The sequence below is a fragment of the Streptosporangium canum genome, from assembly GCF_900113865.1.
Classification (GTDB): Bacteria; Actinomycetota; Actinomycetes; order Streptosporangiales; family Streptosporangiaceae; genus Streptosporangium; species Streptosporangium canum.
In genome coordinates, this window is sequence record NZ_FOQY01000034.1 from 82209 (window position 1) to 98119 (window position 15911).

Below are 15911 nucleotides of genomic sequence, written 5' to 3' on the forward strand. Positions count from 1 at the left end.
CGTGTCACTCCATGATCGGATGACCGGTGGGGGTCCGCTCCGGTCGCCCGATCATGATTTCATGGCCGTGGCACCCCGGGTCTGTTCCGGGCACCTTGGCCGCTTTGCTCATTTTTAGGGCTTTTACCCTTTTTCGGGCCGATTCGGCCACGCTTATGAGCCCGATCGAGGTCTTCTTCCGCCTATCCGGGGCGCCGGTGGATTTCCGCTCCGCGCCCGCTCCGGCCTCCATCGCGTTAAGTGTGGGAATATGCATTTTTCGGACATGATTCTGCTTAATATCCTTTAAGGGCATCAATCCCCGTTATTCCGTGGCTCACGGTGTGGCGGGCGCGGGTCGCCCCGCGAGGGCGGTCAGGCGATGATCGCCCGGCCGGCCCCCGCGCCGCGGGCCGCTGTGCCCGCCCTGCCCGCACCCCCGGCGTCCCACGTCCGGCCCCATACATCCGCCGGTGGCGGCAGTGATGACGGGCGCGAAAAGAAGCGGTAAATCGCAGGCCTCGGAATGGATAACGATCTTCATGATTGGGCAGGACATCCGCACACGCCTTGCGTTCCGGGGAGGTGCGGCATGGCCTGGTCGCAAGACGAGGAGCGACTACTGCTGCAGATAGAGCGGCACCTCATCGATGAGGATCCGCGGCTGGTGGCGCGGCTCGAGTCGTTCAACGAGCGCGTCCAGCGCAGGGAGCACGGCCGTCGCAGGCGCGACGCGAAGAAGGGGAAGCGGCCGTCACGCCGCCCCCGCCGGTCGACGATCGTCATCATGGTCAGCTGGGTGCTGATCGCGACCCTGATCGCCACGCTGCTCATCCTGGTTCTGCGCCACGAGGCCGCCGCGCTCCCGCTGTAGCGCCGCAGGTGCCGTCAGCCCAGGCCGCGCAGGAACCGCGCGGCCACCGGGGCGGCGACCGCGCCGCCGCCCGAGCCCTCCTCCACGATGACCGCGAAGGCCAGGTCGCCCCGGAATCCGATGAACCAGGCGTGGGTCTTCAGCGCGTCCTGCGGGCCGTACTCGGCGGTGCCGGTCTTGCCCCGGGTGCCGGACGGCAGGCCCGCGTCCTTGGCGGTGCCCTTGGTGACCACCGCGGACATCATCTGGTGCATCTGCGACGTGACGCCCTCGGGGAGCTCCTGCGGCTCGGACTTCTGCTTGACGGAGGGGACCAGCGTCGGCGGTCGCCAGGCGCCGTCGGCCAGGGCGGCGGCGACCGAGGCCATCAGCAGCGGGCTGGCGGTGATCCGGCCCTGACCGAAGGACTCCGCGGCCAGGTCCGCGTCGCCCTCCGCCTTGGGGAAGCTGCCCTTGGCAGCCGGGACGCCGATGCTGAGCGGCCTGTTGAAGCCGAACAGCTCCGCGGCGCGCAGCAGCTTGTCCGCGCCCAGCCGCTTCTGGGTCAGCGGGGCGAAGGTGGTGTTGCAGGAGTAGGCGAAGGAGTCGGAGAAGGTCACCGACCCGTATCCGGCGTGGTGGGAGTTGCGGATCGGCAGGCCGCCGATGTTGACGTCCTTGGGGCAGGTGACCTGCTCGCCGGGGGTCATCCCGGCGGCCAGCAGCCCGACGGCGGTGATCGCCTTGAAGGTCGAACCGGGAGGATAATTGCCGTCCAGCGCCCGGTTGAAGCCGCCCTTGTTGTTGACCACGGCGAGGATGTCGCCGGAGGAGGGCTTGATCGCGACCAGCGAGGCGGTCTGCTTCAGGTCGCGGACCGCGTCGGCCGCGGCCCGCTGGATCCGCAGGTCCAGGCTGGTCTCCAGCGCCTCGCCCTGCTCGCCCTCGATCTTGTGGATGGGCTTGACGGTCTTCTTGTCGGGGGCGACGAGCTGGATCTCGGTGGCGGGCGTGCCCGCCAGGCGTCGCTGGAAGGTCTGCTGCAGCCCGCCGCGGCCGATCGCGTCGCCCACCTTGTAGGAGGAGCCGAGATCCTTGAGGTCTTTCTCGGTGGCCTTGTCCAGATACCCGACGAGCTGCTGCACCGAGCCTCCCACGTCGCCGCCGTCGATGCGGTCGCCGCCGGTGGCGGTGATCGCCGCCCGCTCCGGCCACTTGGCCTTCAGCGCGAACGCGGCGCCGGCGGTCAGGTCGGGGTGCACGGCCGTGGGAGACCACTTGACCCGCCAGTTGCGGTCGACGACCGCCAGGTCCAGGACGCCGGCGTAGCTCCACTCGCCGACGTTCTTCAGCTTCAGCGTGGCGGTGTAGGCGGCCTGGCCGGCGCCGTCGCCGGTCTCGCGCACCGAGTCCAGCCGCACCGCGGTGCCCTCGACCGCGAGGTTCTTGCGCATGTCCTCGTAGATCTTGTCGAACGCGGGATCGGCCGCGGCGAGCTCGGCGCGCATGGCGGTCAGATCGCCGCGCTGCCATGCCTGGGTGAAGCGCTGGGCGGTCTCCTGGGGAGTGCCCCGGGTGTGCAGGAACCACCAGGCTCCGCCCCCGGCGCCCCCCGCCACCAGCACGACGGCCACCGAGGCGATCGCGATCTTCTTGCCACGCTGCACCTGACTACCCCCAGTTCGCCGGCCCCGAAGTCCGAGCCTAGCGCGGTCAAGGCACCGCGTTCCGGCAAATGATCATTCGCTCCGGGTGCGGCTGGGCGCGTAGCTCGACACGTACTCCTGCCCGGACAGCTCGTGGATCGCCGCCATGATCTCGTCGGTCACCCGGCGCCGGTCGCGCGCGCTGGTCTCCGATCCGGTGAACGTCAGCGGTTTGCCGATCCGCACCCCGACCCGGCCCAGCTTGGGCACCGAGGCGCCGATCGGGAGCACCGCGTCGGTGCCGCTCATCCCCACCGGGATCACCGGCGCGCCGGTGGCCAGGGCCAGCCAGGCGACTCCGACCTTGCCCCGGTAGAGGCGGCCGTCGGGGGAGCGGGTGCCCTCGGGGTAGATGCCGAACAGCTCGCCGTCCTTGAGCACCTGCGCGGCCGCGTCCAGCATGTCCTGGGCGGCGGTGGGGCTCTGCCGGTCGATGCTGATCTGGCCGGTGGCCCGCATCCACGTCGCGGTGACGGGGTTGCCGGTGAAGTATTCGGACTTGGCGACGAAGCGGACCTGGCGCGGAAGCACCAGCGGCAGGAAGGTCGAGTCGAGGACGGAGAGATGGTTGGAGGCCAGGATGGCCGGACCCGTCCCGGGCACGTGCTCAACCCCGGTGACCTCGGTGGGCCACAGCAGGTGGAGGAAGGGGGCGCTGACGATTTTGGTCAGGCGATAGAGCACGGGCTCTCCTCATGGGACGGGTTCACCACACTAAGTGGTCGCCTGACGGCCGATGGTTGTGCGCACTCGCACAAGCACGGCCTCCACGTTTGTAGCCCTCCTCCAAACCCCCTCCCCTTTCCAAGGGGGAGTCCGGAAAAACGAAACGCCCCATGAGCGCCGGGGCGCTCATGGGGCGGAAACGTTTAGTGCCGATGTGGCGGTCGCCTCCTCGGCGAGAGGCACAACACGGCTCCAGCCGAACGGTATTCCGTGAAGGCGGTAATTTGCGGCCCGGGGGACACAAACCACATCGGCACGATTACTGTAACCGACGTCCGCCGGTAGTTATTCCACATCGGGTCACCGGCGTGTCCAGTGCGGCTGGGCGACTCCCGCCACCCGCAGGTCACGCCCCTTCAGGGCCACTTCGGCGAACTGCCACAGGATCGCCCCGGTAGGGGCGTGGATCACGATCGAGGGCCCCAGCGGCATCTGCAGCAGGCTCCGCCCCTCCTCATCCGTCCGCCAGCCTGCCCCCGGGCAGTGCCCACTGCCCGGGGTTGCGGCCGTGGGCGCCCCGTTTGATCACGATCGTGTACGGCCCGCGCTCGTCGTCCTCCAGCACGCACACGGTCACCGCGGCGTGCCGCAGGCCTTCGGCGAGGGGGAGGGCCCCCTGCCTCCGGAACCCGGCCAGGTTCGCGGTGACGCGGGAGCGGAGCTCGTCCATCGGAGGAAGCGGGGCCATGGCCGTCACGATCGCACATGCCTCCCGCCGCCGTGGAAGCCGGGCGCCGGCCGGTTCCGTATGCTCCCGTGGTGGATGTCCGGCGCGCGGCCGCCGCCGGAGCCGCCGATCCCGGGGAGGGACCTGCATGGAGACCGAACGTCTGATCATGCGCAGATGGCGGGAGGCCGACCGGCGGCCGTTCGCGGAGCTGAACGCCGACCTCGAGGTGATGGAGCACTTTCCGGCGCCGCTCACCCGTGAGCAGTCCGACGCCATGGTGGACCGGATCGAGTCGGCGTTCGACGAGCACGGCTACGGACTCTGGGCACTGGAGGTGCGGGCCACAGGGGAGTTCGTCGGCTTCACCGGCCTGGCGTGGCAGACGTTCGAGGCGCGCTTCACCCCGGCGCTGGAGGTCGGCTGGCGGCTCGCCCGCTCCGCCTGGGGGCGGGGCTACGCGAGCGAGGCGGCCCGGGCGGCGATCGGGTACGGCTTCGGCCCGGCGGGGCAGGACGAGCTCGTCTCCATGACGGCGGTGGCCAACCTGCGCTCCCGGGCGGTGATGGAACGCCTCGGCATGACCAGGGATCCGGCCGACGACTTCGACCACCCGCGGGTCCCCGCCGGCAGCCCGGTCCGGCCGCACGTGCTCTACCGCCTCAGCCGCGACGCCTGGCGATGAGCATCTCGACGCCGTCGAGCACCCGTTCCAGGCCGAACTCGAAGAGCTGCTCGGGCGGGACGTAGGCGGCCTGGTAGGTCTCGCCCACGGCCCCGCCGACCTTGACGGCCGTCGGATAGACGGTCGGGTTGAAGATCCTCTCGAAGATCGGCCGGTGGGCCTGCCACCACTGCTCGTCGGTGACGCCGGTCTCCCGCTCGACCCGGGAGGCCGCCACCGCGCTGCGCATGGTGCTGTGCACGTGCCCCAGGACCAGGCTGAGCACCGACTCCATCTCGATCTCGGTCAGGCCGGTGCCGGCGATCGTCCTCAGCTCGTAGTCGTACTTCGCCATGAGGTGGGGGCCCAGGGGCGGGCGCCCGGTGTCGACCTGGAGTATCCACGGATGGCGGCGGCACAGCTCCCAGTTCTCCCGGGCGACGAGCGTGAGCCGGGCCCGCCAGCCCCCGGCGACCTCCTGGGGGCGGGCCGTCTCGCCGTAGACGGTGTCGAGCATGACGTCGAGCAGCTCGGCCTTGCCCGGCACGTAGGTGTAGAGGGACATGGTGCCGACCCCGAGCCGCTCGGCGACCCGCCGCATCGACAGCGCGGCCAGCCCCTCGGTGTCGGCGATCTCGATCCCGGTCCGCACGATCCGGTCCACGCTCAGGTCGGGCTTGCCCTTCCGGCTGGCCCGCTCGCTGGTCCGCCAGAGCAGCGCCAGGCTGCGCGCCGGATCCCCCTTGCCGCTGTGTTCCATCGGAGTGAGCCTATCGGTCACAGCGGCTTGGGGGCGGGCAGGGTGATCCTGTCGACCGCCTCGCGGCGGCGCCGCTCGGGGCGCCGGTCGTAGCGGGCCGTGGTGGCCGGCGAGGAGTGGCCGACGAGCGCCTGGGCGGTGGCCAGGTCCACGCCGGCGTCGAGCAGCTCGCCGATGAAGGTGCGCCGGAAGTCGTGCGGGGTGCGCGGCATGGCTCCCGCCTCGGCCAGCCGCTTGGCCAGGATGTCGGCGATCGCCTGTCCCGTCATGGCCGCGGGCCCGCCGTCCCTGACCCGGAGCCGCCCGGAGCCGCCGATGGGGGAGAACAGCGCCCCCGCCGGACGCCCCCGTACGGCCAGCCAGCGCTCCAGCCGGCCGACCGCCTCGGTGGTGAGATAGACCATCCGCTCCTTGTCACGCTTGCCGCGCACCCGCAGCGAGCGCGATCCGGGGTCGTAGTCGCCCAGCGTCATCCCGGCGATCTCGGCGCGGCGGCAGCCGGTGGAGTAGAGCACCGCCAGCAGGGCGGCGTCGCGGGCCCCGGCGGGGGAGTCGTCGCGGTCGCACGCGGCCAGCGCGGCGCCCACGACCTCGGGCGGGACGTGCTGCCCGGTGGGCAGGCGGGTGTGCTCGACGGTCGGCAGGTCGGCGGCGCGCTGGTACTCCTCGGCGGTCATCCGGCCGAGCCGCCAGGCCTCGCGCAGCACCCTGCGCAGCGCGACCAGGTGCTTGTTGACGTAGGCGGGCGACCATCCGCGCTCGGTCATCAGGGCGCGCAGGCGCACGGTGTGCTCGTAGCGCAGGAGGTGCCAGGGCTGGCCCGCCCCGGAGGAGACCTCGTCGCCGGAGACGAGGGCGGCCAGGCGGTCCAGGCAGCCGCGCATGGCGCGGCGGGACTCGGCACTGGACAGGGAGTCGAGGTAGACCCGGTAGGGGTCTCGCGCGGGTTCGACGGGGGTCCGGGGTGACTCGGGTACGACAGGCACGCTCACGTCGCCGACCCTATCCGCTCCTGTTAATCTACATTGTAAAGGCGTCGGGCCGGCCGAAAACGATCATGAACATGCGCGCCACGCGAGAACGGGGCAGAATCATCTCGTGACGGACGCACGGGTGACGGCGGTGAGCCGCAGCGCCACGCACACCTTCGGCAAGACCGGCCGGCCGGATATCCGGCTGCTGGCCGGGCTCGGCGTCGAAGGCGACGCGCACCTCGGGGTGACGGTGAGGCACCGGTCCCGGGTGGCCCGGGATCCGACCCAGCCCAACCTGCGGCAGGTCCACCTGATCCCCGCCGAGCTCCACGACGAGCTGGAGGGCGCGGGATTCTCCGTGGCGGCCGGTCAGCTGGGGGAGAACATCACCACCCGGGGCGTCGACCTGCTCGGCCTCCCGGTGGGGGCGCTGCTGCGGCTGGGCGGCGAGGCGAGGGTCGAGATCACCGGACTGCGCAACCCCTGCCTGCAGATCGACGCCTTCCGGCCGGGCCTGCTCAGGCAGGTGGTGAGCCGGGACGAGGCCGGTCGGCTGATCCGCAGGGCCGGGGTGATGGGCGTGGTGGTCGCCGGCGGCGAGGTGCGGCCCGGCGACGCGATCGAAGTGGAGCTGCCGCCGCCGCCGCACCGGCCCCTGGACCGGGTCTAGGCCGGCCGCTCGATGTCCGCCGGGGCCGCTCTGTGATTGGGTGGGCGCAATGGACATCTCATCGCCGGCTCCGGCCTACCTACGCGCCTATGACGAGCAGCTACGGGCCAGGCCCGTGCCCGGCCGTACGACCGAGAGAGTGGGGCCGGTGCTCCGGGTCGTCTCCGACGGGTACGGGCAGGGGTTCCTGACCTACCGGGACCTGGGCGGGCTGGACGGCGCGGAGCTGGACGCGTTCATCGCGGGTCAGCGTGACTTCTTCACCGGGATCGGCCGGCCGGTGGAGTGGAAGTACCACGGCTACGACCTGCCGGTGGACCTGCCCGGGCGGCTGACGGCGGCCGGGTTCGAGGCCGAGGAGCAGGAGACCGTCATGGTCGGCGAGGCGGCCGCGCTGGCCGCGTCCCCCGCGCTCCCGGAGGGGGTCCGGTTGCGGGAGGTGAGCGGCCGGCCCGACCTGGAGCGGATCCGGGAGATGGAGGAGCTGGTCTGGGAGGCGGACCGGAGCTGGCTGCCCGATCTCCTGGAGCGGGACATCGCCGGACCCGGCGACCGGTGCGCGGTGGTGGTGGCCGAGGCGGGCGAGCGGGTGGTGTGCGCGGCGTGGATGCGCTTCCACGAGGGCACGGACTTCGTCTCGCTGTGGGGTGGCTCGACGCTGAAGGAGTGGCGGGGGAGGGGCGTCTACCGGGCGATGGTGGCCTATCGCGCGGGGCTGGCGGTGGCACGCGGGTTCCGGCTGGTGCAGGTGGACGCCTCCGATGACAGCCGTCCGATCCTGGCCAGGCTGGGCCTGGAGGCGATCGCGACGACGACGCCTTACGTATGGGTGCCGCCGACCGTCTGACCGGATGGGACGACGCGTTGAGCCGTATGGTCGGGATGGCTGGAATCCCCCGGATTCATCCGTGGGGAGCGCTTCAAGAGAGGACACACATGCCCGAGGTGCTCAGCAGGCGCGCGCTCAACCGGGCCACCCTGGACCGGCAACTGCTGCTGACCCGGGCGGAGCTGCCGGCGTTCGACGCGATCCGGCATCTGTACGGCATGCAGGCCCAGGCGCCGAACCCGCCCTACATCGGGCTGTGGAGCCGCCTGGCCGGATTCGGTCATGAGGACCTGGCCCGGCTGCTGCACGAGCGCAGGGTGGTGCGGCTGGTCCTGATGCGTTCCACCATCCACCTGGTCGCCGCGGACGACTGCCTGGCCCTGCGCCCGCTGCTCCAGCCGATGCTGGCGCGGAGCCTGCGGGGGAGCGCGCACGGCAAGGGGCTGGCCGGGCTCGACCTGGACGAGCTGGCCACCGCGGGCCGGGCCCTGGTGGACGAGGCCCCGCTCACCTTCCGCGAGCTCGGGGAGCGGCTGCGGGAGCGGTGGCCGGAGCGCCCCGCGGCCGATCTGGTCAACGGCGTGCGCAACACGGTGGCGCTGGTGCAGGTCCCCCCCAGGGGCATCTGGGGGGTGGGCGGGCAGCCCGCGCACACCAGCGCCGAGGCCTGGCTGGGCCGTCCCCTGGACGGGCGGGCCTCCCTGGAGGAGATGGTCCGCCGCTACCTGGCCGCCTACGGTCCCGCCACGGTGATGGACATCCAGCAGTGGTCGGGCCTGACCCGGCTGGGCGAGGTCGTCGGGCGGATGAGGCTGTCGCGCTTCGTGACCGAGGAGGGCGCGGAGCTGGTGGATCTGCCGGAGGCCTCCCGGCCCGGCCCGGACACCCCCGCTCCGGTCCGTTACCTGTCGGAGTTCGACAACATGCTGCTGTCGTTCGGCGAGCGGACCCGGACCCGGATCATGGCGGACGAGTATCGCGCGAGGGTCTTCACGGTCAACGGCATCATCAGGGCGACGGTGCTGGTGGACGGGTTCGTGCGGGGCCTGTGGAAGGTGGTCCGGAAGCGGGACGAGGCGGTGCTCGAAGTGGAGCTGTTCCAGCCGGTGTCGGCGCCGGAGCGGGCGGAGCTGGAGCGGGAGGGGATGCGCATGCTGGACTTCGCCGCCGCGCCCGCGAAGATCCGGGACATCCGTTTCAGCTGACCGCCCCTCGGAGAGCCCGGCCGGGCGGTGCGGAGCCGTCCGCGGGTGTCACCGATAGGAGTCGATGAGCCGGGCGAGGTGCCGCCCGGCGATCTCCAGTGGTGCCTCGCTCTGTGAAACCTGCGCGGACATCTCCGCGCCCTCCAGTGTGTTGATCACCGTGTGGGCGAGATCGTGCGCGATGTCCTCGTCGAAGCCGGATCGGCGGAGTTTGTCGCGGACCAGGCCGCGCCAGTTCTCGAAGGCCTCCTCGGCGGCCCGCTGGATGTCGGGCAGGCGCCCCGCGCTCTCCAGTGCCGTGGTGGTGACGGGGCAGCCGTCGAGCCAGCGGGAGTCGCGCAGCCCCGTGGACAGGTCGCGGGCGCAGACGATGATCGCCGCAGCCGGATCGTCGACGCGGTCGAACACCGTGCGCAGGAGCTCGGTGAACTCCCGGTCCCCGTGGCGGACGGCTTCGACCGCCAGCTCCCGCTTCCCGCCGGGGAAGAAGTGATAGACCGAGCCGAGCGTGGCCTCGGCCTCCCGGGAGATCTCCTTGAGGCCGGTCGCCTCGTATCCCTGCCGCTGCATCAGTCGGGAGGTCGCCCGGATGATCCGCTCCCGGGTGCCGAGCTCGTGCTTGGTCGCCATCTCCTCAGCTTAGTGAATAGAGCGCTCATTCTATCTCATGCTAGTGTCCTCGTTCTAAGTAGAGCGTTCGTTTTAGTGCGTGGAGGAGAGATCGATGAACACGAAGTCCGTGACCGTGATCGGCCTGGGTCCCATGGGGCAGGCGATGGCCGACGCCTACCTGGACAGCGGCTACGAGGTGACCGTGTGGAACCGTACGGCAGGCCGGGCCGACCGGCTGGTGGCCCGCGGCGCCCGGCGCGCGCGGACCGTCGAGGCCGCGCTGACCGCCAACGACCTGGTGGTGCTGAGCCTGACCGACTATGACGCCGTGTACGCCATCCTGGAGCAGGCCCCCTCCGCGGCCCTGGCCGGCCGTACCGTGGCCAACCTCACCTCCGACACCCCCGAGAAGGCGCGTCAGGCGGCGGCGTGGCTGGCCGAGCGCGGCGCCGTGCAGATCACCGGCGGCGTCCAGGTGCCGCCCCCGGGGATCGGCAAGCCGGGGGCCACGACCTACTACAGCGGCCCCGAGAGCGCGATCGAGGCCCACCGGTCCGCCCTGGAGGTGCTGACGGACATCGACCACCTCGGCGAGGACCCGGGGCTGGCGGCGCTGTTCTACCAGATCGGGATGGACATGTTCTGGACGGGCATCCTGAGCTACGTGCACGCCCAGGCGGTAGCCGAAGCCAACGGCATCTCGGCGGAGCGGTTCCTCCCCAACGCGGTGAAGACCATGGACTTCCGCTACTTCCTGGAGTTCTACGCCCCGCGCATCGCCGCGGGCAACCACGAGGGGGACGTGGACCGGCTGGCCATGGGCGTGGCCAGCATGGAACACGTTCTGCACACCGTGGAGGCGTCCGGCGTGGACGGCTCCCTGCCGGCGGCCGTCCTGGACGTCTTCCGCCGCGGCGTCGCCGCAGGACACGGGCAGGACAGCCTCACCAGCCTGATCGAGGTACTGAGGCGGTGACCGGGACAGCCGGCCGGCGATCCCGGCCCCGGCCGGCTCCGCCGTACGCCGTCCTCAGGGGTTCTCGCGCGGGCGGGGTTGCCCAGTCGATTCAAGGCCATTTTGTGTAATTGGCTGTTCTGTCGCCGGTGCGAGCACGGGAGGATCCCCTCATGGTCTCTGTCACCGCTGTCATCGGCCTCGGGGCGATAGCCCTCGGGATGGTCCTCACTCCGGGCCCCAACATGATCTATCTGATCTCCAGGTCGGTGACGCAGGGGCGTCGCGCCGGCCTGATCTCGCTGGCGGGTGTCGGCGCGGGGTTCCTGGTGTATCTGACCGCGACGGCGGCGGGCATCGCGGCCCTCTTCGCCGTGGTGCCCGCCCTCTACACCGCGATCAAGGTCGCCGGGGCGGCGTACCTGCTCTGGCTCGCCTGGAAGACGGTACGGCCGGGTGGGCAGTCGGCCTTCGCACCGAAGGAGCTGCCGGTGGACCCGCCGCGGCGGCTTTTCTCCATGGGGCTGCTCACCAGCCTCCTCAATCCCAAGATCGCCATTCTGTACGTGTCGCTGCTTCCCCAGTTCATCGACCCGGCGCGTGGCGATGTCGCCGTGCAGGGCCTCGTCCTCGGGCTGACCCAGATCGTCATCGCCCTGTCGGTCAACGGCATGATCGTGCTGTCGGCGGGGGCGATCGCCGGGTTCCTGGGCCGGCGGCCGCTCTGGATGCGTGTGCAGCGCTATCTGATGGGTGCCGCGCTGGCGGTGTTCGCACTGCGCATCGTCACCGACCGCTCGCGCGTGATGATCGCGGCCTGAGATCGGCCGGCGGCGCCATCGGCAGCCGGCGTGTGGTGATCGCGGATGAGAGCGGCGGCGTCAGCGCCGTGCATCCCGAACAGCACCGATCGGGTGCCGCCCCCCTTGCCGGGGCGTGTTTCACCGGGAATCTACACTTCTGGAGTGCTCGCCTCCCTCCTCGCCTTCACGGTCGTCGCACTGATTCTCACCGTCTCTCCCGGCCCCGACACCGTGATCGTGCTGCGCACCACGGTCTCCTCGGGCCGCAGGGCCGGGTTCCTCGCGGGTCTGGGGGTCAACCTCGGCTGTTACGCCTGGGGAGTCGCCACCGCGCTCGGCCTGACCGCCCTGCTGGCCGCCTCCGACGTCGCCTACACCGCCGTGCGGATCGCCGGTGTCGCCTACCTCGTCTGGCTCGGCGTCCGTGCGCTCTGGAACGCCCGCCGCGCCGTCCCGGCCGAGGCCGCCGAAGCCACCGAGGCCGCGAACGGCACGGGCGGCGGCCCTCCCGCCCGAGCGCTGGCGATCATGCGCACCGGATTCGTCACCAATCTGGTCAATCCCAAGGTGGGGGTCATCTACATGACCCTGCTGCCGCAGTTCGTCCCCGCGGACGTCCCCGTGCTGCCCGCGACCCTGCTCCTGGTCACCATCCACAACCTGCTGGGTGCTGCGTGGTTCGCGATCGTGGTCCTCGCCGCGAGCCTCATGCGGCGCGGCCTGAGCCGGCCGGTCGTCCGCCGTCGCATGGAACAGCTGACCGGGCTCGTCTTCATCGGCTTCGGCATCCGCCTGGCCGCCGAGTCCGGCTGAGCCCCTCGGGCGGCTTCGCCCTGGGCGCGGCTCCGCCGAGGCCGGACCGGCCTCGGCGCGTTCACCGGCACCTCCTGACCGCTCCCGGCCGTCCGGCGGCGCCGCGTCACCGGCGCGCCCGGCACGCGGGTGGGGGCCCTCACAAGGCCGGGATTTTGCGGGAATTGTGGATTATCGGTAACCGGAGGTGATCAGAGGCACGGTGAGGACGCGGTCGTGACGCGCACCCGGGAGCCGATCGCGGAGCCCGCGTCAGGCAAGGAGCCGACGTCATGAACGACTCCATCGACCTGGCCGCTCTGGTGAAGATCATGGCGACCGGCCTCGTCGGCGGTGCCGGACTGGTCGCGCTGTACGCGCTCGGCCTCGCCGGCCTGTCGGCCGCGGCCGGCGGCGCCCGGCCCGGTCGCCGGCGGCTGTTCGGATGGTTCCTCTCGGGGACGTGTTTCCTGATCGTCGTCATGGGGGTCGGCCTGGGACTGTACGCGCTGCTCGAGAGATGAGCCGTGGCCGCGCCGCCCGTCCCGGATCGCCGCGGCCCCGATCGGCGGCGGCCGAGGTGGGAGGACCGCCGGTCAGGACGGACGCCGGTCAGGACGGACGGCGCGGCCGTCGTCGAGCCGGCTATGAGGGACCGGGCCCGGCAAGCCCGATCCGGCTCAGTCGCGGATGAGCTCCTCGGCGACCAGGCCGGCGCCTATCCCCAGCAGCCAGACGTCCTTGGCGACGGCGAGGCCCTCCTGGGTGGGACGCAGGCTGCCTTCCTGCCGCATGCCCGGCGTCCTCAGGTAGAGGCCGACCAGCCCTCCGGCGAAGGCGGTGAGCGCGGCGCCCGCCAGCAGCGACGGCACCAGCGGGATCAGCAGCGCCGTACCGACGGCGATCTGCCCCCTGGCGAGCCACCGAGTGAACTCCTCGGGGTCCATGTCCTTCAGGAAGGGGTAGGCCGTCGACGCCATCGCGTGGACGTGGGCGGCGCCCTCAGCGGAGGAGTCCGCCAGGGTCAGTCCCGAATTCAGGATGAAGGCACCCGTGGCGAGCCGGGCCGGAAACTGATGGGGGCGAGCCAGGATCCTCATGAGTCCTCCCAATGGTCGGCAGAGCCGTAAAAGCATGCTCCTTCCCCGGTTTTCGCAGGTCATCCGCTTATTGATCGCTTCTTGAACATAGCCGGACAGGGGGCCCGCCCCGTCGGGAAACTCGGGGCCCGGCTCCGCGTCACCGTGTGCGCCCGCCGTACGGGGTCTTCCGTACGGCGGCGCGGAGGCGGAAGGAGGGGCCGGTCAGCTCAGGGCAGGATCTCCAGCCGGACGCCGGCGATGTCGTCGTACAGATGCGGCGTGGAGGTGACGATCCGCCAGCCTCCGCGCGCTTCGGCCAGGACGACGGCATGGGCGGCGGCCAGGACCGCCACGATCTCGGCCTCCGCCGCGACGCCCGGCGCGCGCCGCTCCAGGTTCGCCGTCATCTTCCGGCCGATCTGGGCCGCGCTCAGGACGTCGGCGGCCGGCAGCCCCCCGATCGTCACCACCGGCACCGCGAGCAGCGCCTCGGCCTGCTGGGGCCGGAGGCCGGCCAGACACTGCGCGGCCACCGCAGGAAGGAGAAGGGTGGTGTTGCGCAGAACCGACTGCCGGACGATCTCACGGCCGTAGTCGCTCTTGGCGTCGAGCACGTGGTGGACCGCGTCGAGATCGAGGACGTGGCCGGTGAGCCCTTCGGGCTCGGCTGTCACGCGACGTCCCGGGCGGAGTCGAAGAGCCGGTTGGCGCGCTCCCGGTCGGCGTCGGTGATGCCGTCCTGCCAGCCCGGACCCCACAGCCGCTCCAGGGCGGCCATGCCGTCCCTGATGCGGCGCTGCTCACGCAGCGCGTCGGCGATGTACCCCGAGGCGTTGCCGGACTCCTGGGCCTCGTCCGCGAGATCATCCGGGAGGGAGATCGTGATCCGCTTAGTCATACTGGGGAGGGTAGTTGAGTCATACTCCCGCCGTCCACGGGACGGCGACGCGCGGGCCGGCCGACGGCGGCGATCATCCTGGCGGGGCGGCGGGGCGGCGGGGCGGCGGGGCGGCGGGGCGGCGGGGCGGCGGGCCTTTTGGCGTTCCCGGGGGCTTGGCGGCTGGAGCAACGCGCCGGCATGGATCAAAAGTTGTTATCGCTATCATCGATTTACCGGAAGAGGATTGATCAATCCTCCTGTTTCTCGCAGATAGAGTGGCTGTGGTGGCGGCACGTCCTGCCGCGACGCGAATCCGATCTGTTAGCGCAAACAGTCAGATACCCTAGGAGCAACCTTCGATGAGGCGGGCAGGTTGACCCAGCAGGTATCTGGAGGGGCGTTCCCCGAACGCCCGAGGGCCACCGTTATGGAAGACGTCGCGGAGCGGGCGGGCGTCTCGGCGATGACCGTCTCCCGCGTGCTCAACACCCCCGAGAAGGTGCGCCCGGACACCCGGGCCCGCGTTCTCGACGCGGTGCGCGAGCTGAGCTACCGGCCCAACTCCGCCGCCCGCTCGCTGGTGACCGGCCGTTCCGGGGTGCTCGGCGTGGTCAGCTTCGACACCACCCTGTACGGCCCCGCCTCGACGCTCCACGGCATCGAACAGGCCGCCCGGTCGGAGGACTACCTGGTCACGATAGTGAGCGTGAGCGCACTGAGCCGGCGCTCCATCGGCGAGGCCGTGGACCGGCTCCGCTTCCAGTCCGTCGACGGCGTCGTCATCGTGGCCCCCCACGAGTCGGCCGCCGACGGATTGCGCCACCTGCCGCCCGACCTTCCCGTGGTGGTGGTCGGCGCGAGCGACGACCTGCCCGTCCCCGTCGCCGCGGTGGATCAGGTCACCGGCGCCGTACGGGCCACCAAGCACCTGCTCAGCCTGGGGCACCGGACCGTCTGGCACGTATCGGGGCCGCAGGACTGGATCGACGCCAGCGGGCGCATCGCGGGCTGGCGCTCGGTGCTGGAGGCGGAGGGGCGTGAGATCCCCGAGCCGCTGCTCGGCGACTGGAGCGCCCGTTCGGGCTTCGAGCACGGCAAGCGCCTGGCCCGTGACCCCGAGGTCACCGCGGTCTTCGTGGCCAACGACCATATGGCCACCGGGGTGTTGCGGGCGCTCCGCGAGGCGGGCCGCCAGGTGCCCCAGGACGTCAGCGTCGTCGGCTTCGACGACGTCCCCGAGGCCGCCTATCTCTGGCCGCCGCTGAGCACGGTCAGGCAGAACTTCGCGGAGGTCGGCCGCCTGTCCTTCCAACTGCTTCTCGACCGGATCGACGGCAGGGCCGGCGCGCCGCACCGGATGATCGAGCCCGAGCTCGTCGTGCGGGAGAGCACGGCCGCCCGCCTGTCCGGCTGACCCGCCAGGTCCGCCCGGCGGCGGTGCGGTCACCGGCACGGCCGGACGGCTCCTCCGGCCGTGCCCGTGTTCGGCTCCACAGGTCTCCACGAGCGGCGCGAGGGCGCCGCGCCGTTTCAGCGTGATCTGGCGTGGAACCCCGGGCGTTTACGCCCGGGAGGAAACGACAGCGCGGGAGGGCCTCCAGGCCCGAGCGGTGCCGTGACAGTTGGTTCACGTGAGCTGCTCAGCCCGGCCGTTTCTGGTTCTCGAGGTACTCCTCGATGATCGACGGCGGGGCGCCGCCGCATGAAGCGGCGAAGCAGGGCGAAGGAGGGCGGGGACCAAAAGTGCCCGCCCC

General features: G+C 71.4%; 21 protein-coding genes. 10 read left to right on the top strand and 11 right to left on the bottom strand.

The features are described 5' to 3' along the window. Window positions 1–4: 4 nt before the first annotated feature. The gene (locus BM085_RS43725; RefSeq protein ID WP_143121188.1) at window positions 5–232 is read right to left on the bottom strand and encodes a hypothetical protein; all 228 of its coding nucleotides are present in this window, start codon (window positions 230–232) and stop codon (window positions 5–7) included. A gap of 339 nt (window positions 233–571) precedes the next feature. Between BM085_RS43725 and BM085_RS34600 the strand changes: the two genes are divergently transcribed. Then, on the top strand, window positions 572–853 hold the full coding sequence (locus BM085_RS34600) for a DUF3040 domain-containing protein (RefSeq protein ID WP_093891005.1): 282 nt from the start codon (window positions 572–574) through the stop codon (window positions 851–853). Between the two features lie 14 nt (window positions 854–867). On the opposite strand, the gene BM085_RS34605 is transcribed toward BM085_RS34600, so the two are convergent. The 4 genes from BM085_RS34605 to BM085_RS46430 all read right to left on the bottom strand — a co-directional run bounded on the left by BM085_RS34605 (window position 868) and on the right by BM085_RS46430 (window position 3952). Next, window positions 868–2499: a penicillin-binding transpeptidase domain-containing protein gene (locus BM085_RS34605; RefSeq protein ID WP_093891006.1), complete on the bottom strand. Its 1632-nt coding sequence runs from the start codon at window positions 2497–2499 to the stop codon at window positions 868–870. 72 nt (window positions 2500–2571) lie between these two features. Next, entirely contained in the window at window positions 2572–3222 is a 651-nt protein-coding gene (locus BM085_RS34610; protein WP_093891007.1) for a lysophospholipid acyltransferase family protein, read from the bottom strand. A 342-nt stretch (window positions 3223–3564) separates the two neighbouring features. Next, window positions 3565–3696, bottom strand: a complete 132-nt coding sequence (locus tag BM085_RS47045) for a hypothetical protein (protein ID WP_281249897.1) — start codon at window positions 3694–3696, stop codon at window positions 3565–3567. A 22-nt stretch (window positions 3697–3718) separates the two neighbouring features. Next, the gene (locus tag BM085_RS46430) at window positions 3719–3952 is read right to left on the bottom strand and encodes an NUDIX hydrolase (protein ID WP_245789870.1); all 234 of its coding nucleotides are present in this window, start codon (window positions 3950–3952) and stop codon (window positions 3719–3721) included. Window positions 3953–4079: 127 nt separating this feature from the next. On the opposite strand from BM085_RS46430, the gene BM085_RS34620 reads away from it, so the two are divergent. Continuing rightward, the gene (locus BM085_RS34620; RefSeq protein ID WP_093891008.1) at window positions 4080–4616 is read left to right on the top strand and encodes a GNAT family N-acetyltransferase; all 537 of its coding nucleotides are present in this window, start codon (window positions 4080–4082) and stop codon (window positions 4614–4616) included. Here the strand turns inward: BM085_RS34620 and BM085_RS34625 are convergent. Both BM085_RS34625 and BM085_RS34630 read right to left on the bottom strand, forming a co-directional pair. Further along, the gene (locus BM085_RS34625; protein ID WP_093891026.1) at window positions 4594–5355 is read right to left on the bottom strand and encodes a TetR/AcrR family transcriptional regulator; all 762 of its coding nucleotides are present in this window, start codon (window positions 5353–5355) and stop codon (window positions 4594–4596) included. The two genes, BM085_RS34620 and BM085_RS34625, sit on opposite strands and share 23 nt — an antisense overlap. Before the next feature lie 17 nt (window positions 5356–5372). Continuing rightward, window positions 5373–6347: a tyrosine-type recombinase/integrase gene (locus BM085_RS34630; protein ID WP_093891009.1), complete on the bottom strand. Its 975-nt coding sequence runs from the start codon at window positions 6345–6347 to the stop codon at window positions 5373–5375. A 106-nt stretch (window positions 6348–6453) separates the two neighbouring features. On the opposite strand from BM085_RS34630, the gene BM085_RS34635 reads away from it, so the two are divergent. The 3 genes from BM085_RS34635 (at window position 6454) to BM085_RS34645 (ending at window position 9033) form a co-directional block, all read left to right on the top strand. Further along, window positions 6454–6999 carry an MOSC domain-containing protein gene (locus tag BM085_RS34635; protein WP_218158917.1) on the top strand — a complete coding sequence of 182 codons (546 nt, stop codon included), beginning with the start codon at window positions 6454–6456 and terminating at the stop codon, window positions 6997–6999. A 49-nt stretch (window positions 7000–7048) separates the two neighbouring features. Next, window positions 7049–7846 carry a GNAT family N-acetyltransferase gene (locus BM085_RS34640; protein ID WP_093891011.1) on the top strand — a complete coding sequence of 266 codons (798 nt, stop codon included), beginning with the start codon at window positions 7049–7051 and terminating at the stop codon, window positions 7844–7846. An 89-nt stretch (window positions 7847–7935) separates the two neighbouring features. After that, window positions 7936–9033 (top strand): winged helix DNA-binding domain-containing protein, encoded by a 1098-nt coding sequence (locus BM085_RS34645; RefSeq protein ID WP_093891012.1) that lies wholly within the window; start codon window positions 7936–7938, stop codon window positions 9031–9033. Window positions 9034–9081: 48 nt separating this feature from the next. Here the strand turns inward: BM085_RS34645 and BM085_RS34650 are convergent, their stop codons facing one another. Continuing rightward, entirely contained in the window at window positions 9082–9663 is a 582-nt protein-coding gene (locus tag BM085_RS34650) for a TetR/AcrR family transcriptional regulator (RefSeq protein ID WP_093891013.1), read from the bottom strand. 94 nt (window positions 9664–9757) lie between these two features. Here BM085_RS34650 and BM085_RS34655 point away from each other — a divergent pair, with 94 nt between their 5' ends. From BM085_RS34655 to BM085_RS34670, 4 genes are all read left to right on the top strand, one after another. Further along, window positions 9758–10621 carry an NAD(P)-dependent oxidoreductase gene (locus BM085_RS34655; protein ID WP_093891014.1) on the top strand — a complete coding sequence of 288 codons (864 nt, stop codon included), beginning with the start codon at window positions 9758–9760 and terminating at the stop codon, window positions 10619–10621. Window positions 10622–10773: 152 nt separating this feature from the next. Then, window positions 10774–11421: a LysE family translocator gene (locus BM085_RS34660; protein ID WP_093891015.1), complete on the top strand. Its 648-nt coding sequence runs from the start codon at window positions 10774–10776 to the stop codon at window positions 11419–11421. Window positions 11422–11565: 144 nt separating this feature from the next. Further along, on the top strand, window positions 11566–12216 hold the full coding sequence (locus BM085_RS34665) for a LysE family translocator (protein WP_093891016.1): 651 nt from the start codon (window positions 11566–11568) through the stop codon (window positions 12214–12216). Window positions 12217–12488: 272 nt separating this feature from the next. Then, window positions 12489–12719, top strand: coding sequence for a hypothetical protein (locus BM085_RS34670; RefSeq protein WP_093891017.1), 231 nt, complete (start codon window positions 12489–12491; stop codon window positions 12717–12719). A 156-nt stretch (window positions 12720–12875) separates the two neighbouring features. On the opposite strand, the gene BM085_RS34675 is transcribed toward BM085_RS34670, so the two are convergent. The 3 genes from BM085_RS34675 to BM085_RS34685 all read right to left on the bottom strand — a co-directional run bounded on the left by BM085_RS34675 (window position 12876) and on the right by BM085_RS34685 (window position 14175). After that, on the bottom strand, window positions 12876–13295 hold the full coding sequence (locus BM085_RS34675; protein ID WP_093891018.1) for a hypothetical protein: 420 nt from the start codon (window positions 13293–13295) through the stop codon (window positions 12876–12878). 209 nt (window positions 13296–13504) lie between these two features. Then, window positions 13505–13951 carry a hypothetical protein gene (locus BM085_RS34680; protein ID WP_086577212.1) on the bottom strand — a complete coding sequence of 149 codons (447 nt, stop codon included), beginning with the start codon at window positions 13949–13951 and terminating at the stop codon, window positions 13505–13507. Further along, window positions 13948–14175 (bottom strand): ribbon-helix-helix domain-containing protein, encoded by a 228-nt coding sequence (locus BM085_RS34685; protein WP_031164421.1) that lies wholly within the window; start codon window positions 14173–14175, stop codon window positions 13948–13950. Before BM085_RS34685 ends, BM085_RS34680 begins: the two co-directional genes overlap by 4 nt. Before the next feature lie 409 nt (window positions 14176–14584). Here BM085_RS34685 and BM085_RS34690 point away from each other — a divergent pair, with 409 nt between their 5' ends. Continuing rightward, the gene (locus tag BM085_RS34690) at window positions 14585–15571 is read left to right on the top strand and encodes a LacI family DNA-binding transcriptional regulator (protein WP_037934804.1); all 987 of its coding nucleotides are present in this window, start codon (window positions 14585–14587) and stop codon (window positions 15569–15571) included. Window positions 15572–15911 lie beyond the last annotated feature (340 nt).

Excerpts from the sequence above, each read along its gene's own strand:
- BM085_RS34600 (WP_093891005.1), top strand. The coding sequence starts at position 572 with ATGGCCTGGTCGCAAGACGAGGAGCGACTACTGCTGCAGATAGAGCGG.
- BM085_RS34655 (WP_093891014.1), top strand. The coding sequence starts at position 9,758 with ATGAACACGAAGTCCGTGACCGTGATCGGCCTGGGTCCCATGGGGCAG.
- BM085_RS34670 (WP_093891017.1), top strand. The coding sequence starts at position 12,489 with ATGAACGACTCCATCGACCTGGCCGCTCTGGTGAAGATCATGGCGACC.
- BM085_RS34675 (WP_093891018.1), bottom strand. The coding sequence starts at position 13,295 with ATGAGGATCCTGGCTCGCCCCCATCAGTTTCCGGCCCGGCTCGCCACG.
- BM085_RS34645 (WP_093891012.1), top strand. The coding sequence starts at position 7,936 with ATGCCCGAGGTGCTCAGCAGGCGCGCGCTCAACCGGGCCACCCTGGAC.
- BM085_RS34625 (WP_093891026.1), bottom strand. The coding sequence starts at position 5,355 with ATGGAACACAGCGGCAAGGGGGATCCGGCGCGCAGCCTGGCGCTGCTC.
- BM085_RS34690 (WP_037934804.1), top strand. The coding sequence starts at position 14,585 with ATGGAAGACGTCGCGGAGCGGGCGGGCGTCTCGGCGATGACCGTCTCC.
- BM085_RS34650 (WP_093891013.1), bottom strand. The coding sequence starts at position 9,663 with ATGGCGACCAAGCACGAGCTCGGCACCCGGGAGCGGATCATCCGGGCG.
- BM085_RS43725 (WP_143121188.1), bottom strand. The coding sequence starts at position 232 with ATGGAGGCCGGAGCGGGCGCGGAGCGGAAATCCACCGGCGCCCCGGAT.
- BM085_RS34660 (WP_093891015.1), top strand. The coding sequence starts at position 10,774 with ATGGTCTCTGTCACCGCTGTCATCGGCCTCGGGGCGATAGCCCTCGGG.
- BM085_RS34640 (WP_093891011.1), top strand. The coding sequence starts at position 7,049 with ATGGACATCTCATCGCCGGCTCCGGCCTACCTACGCGCCTATGACGAG.
- BM085_RS34685 (WP_031164421.1), bottom strand. The coding sequence starts at position 14,175 with ATGACTAAGCGGATCACGATCTCCCTCCCGGATGATCTCGCGGACGAG.
- BM085_RS34620 (WP_093891008.1), top strand. The coding sequence starts at position 4,080 with ATGGAGACCGAACGTCTGATCATGCGCAGATGGCGGGAGGCCGACCGG.
- BM085_RS47045 (WP_281249897.1), bottom strand. The coding sequence starts at position 3,696 with ATGCCGCTGGGGCCCTCGATCGTGATCCACGCCCCTACCGGGGCGATC.
- BM085_RS46430 (WP_245789870.1), bottom strand. The coding sequence starts at position 3,952 with ATGGCCCCGCTTCCTCCGATGGACGAGCTCCGCTCCCGCGTCACCGCG.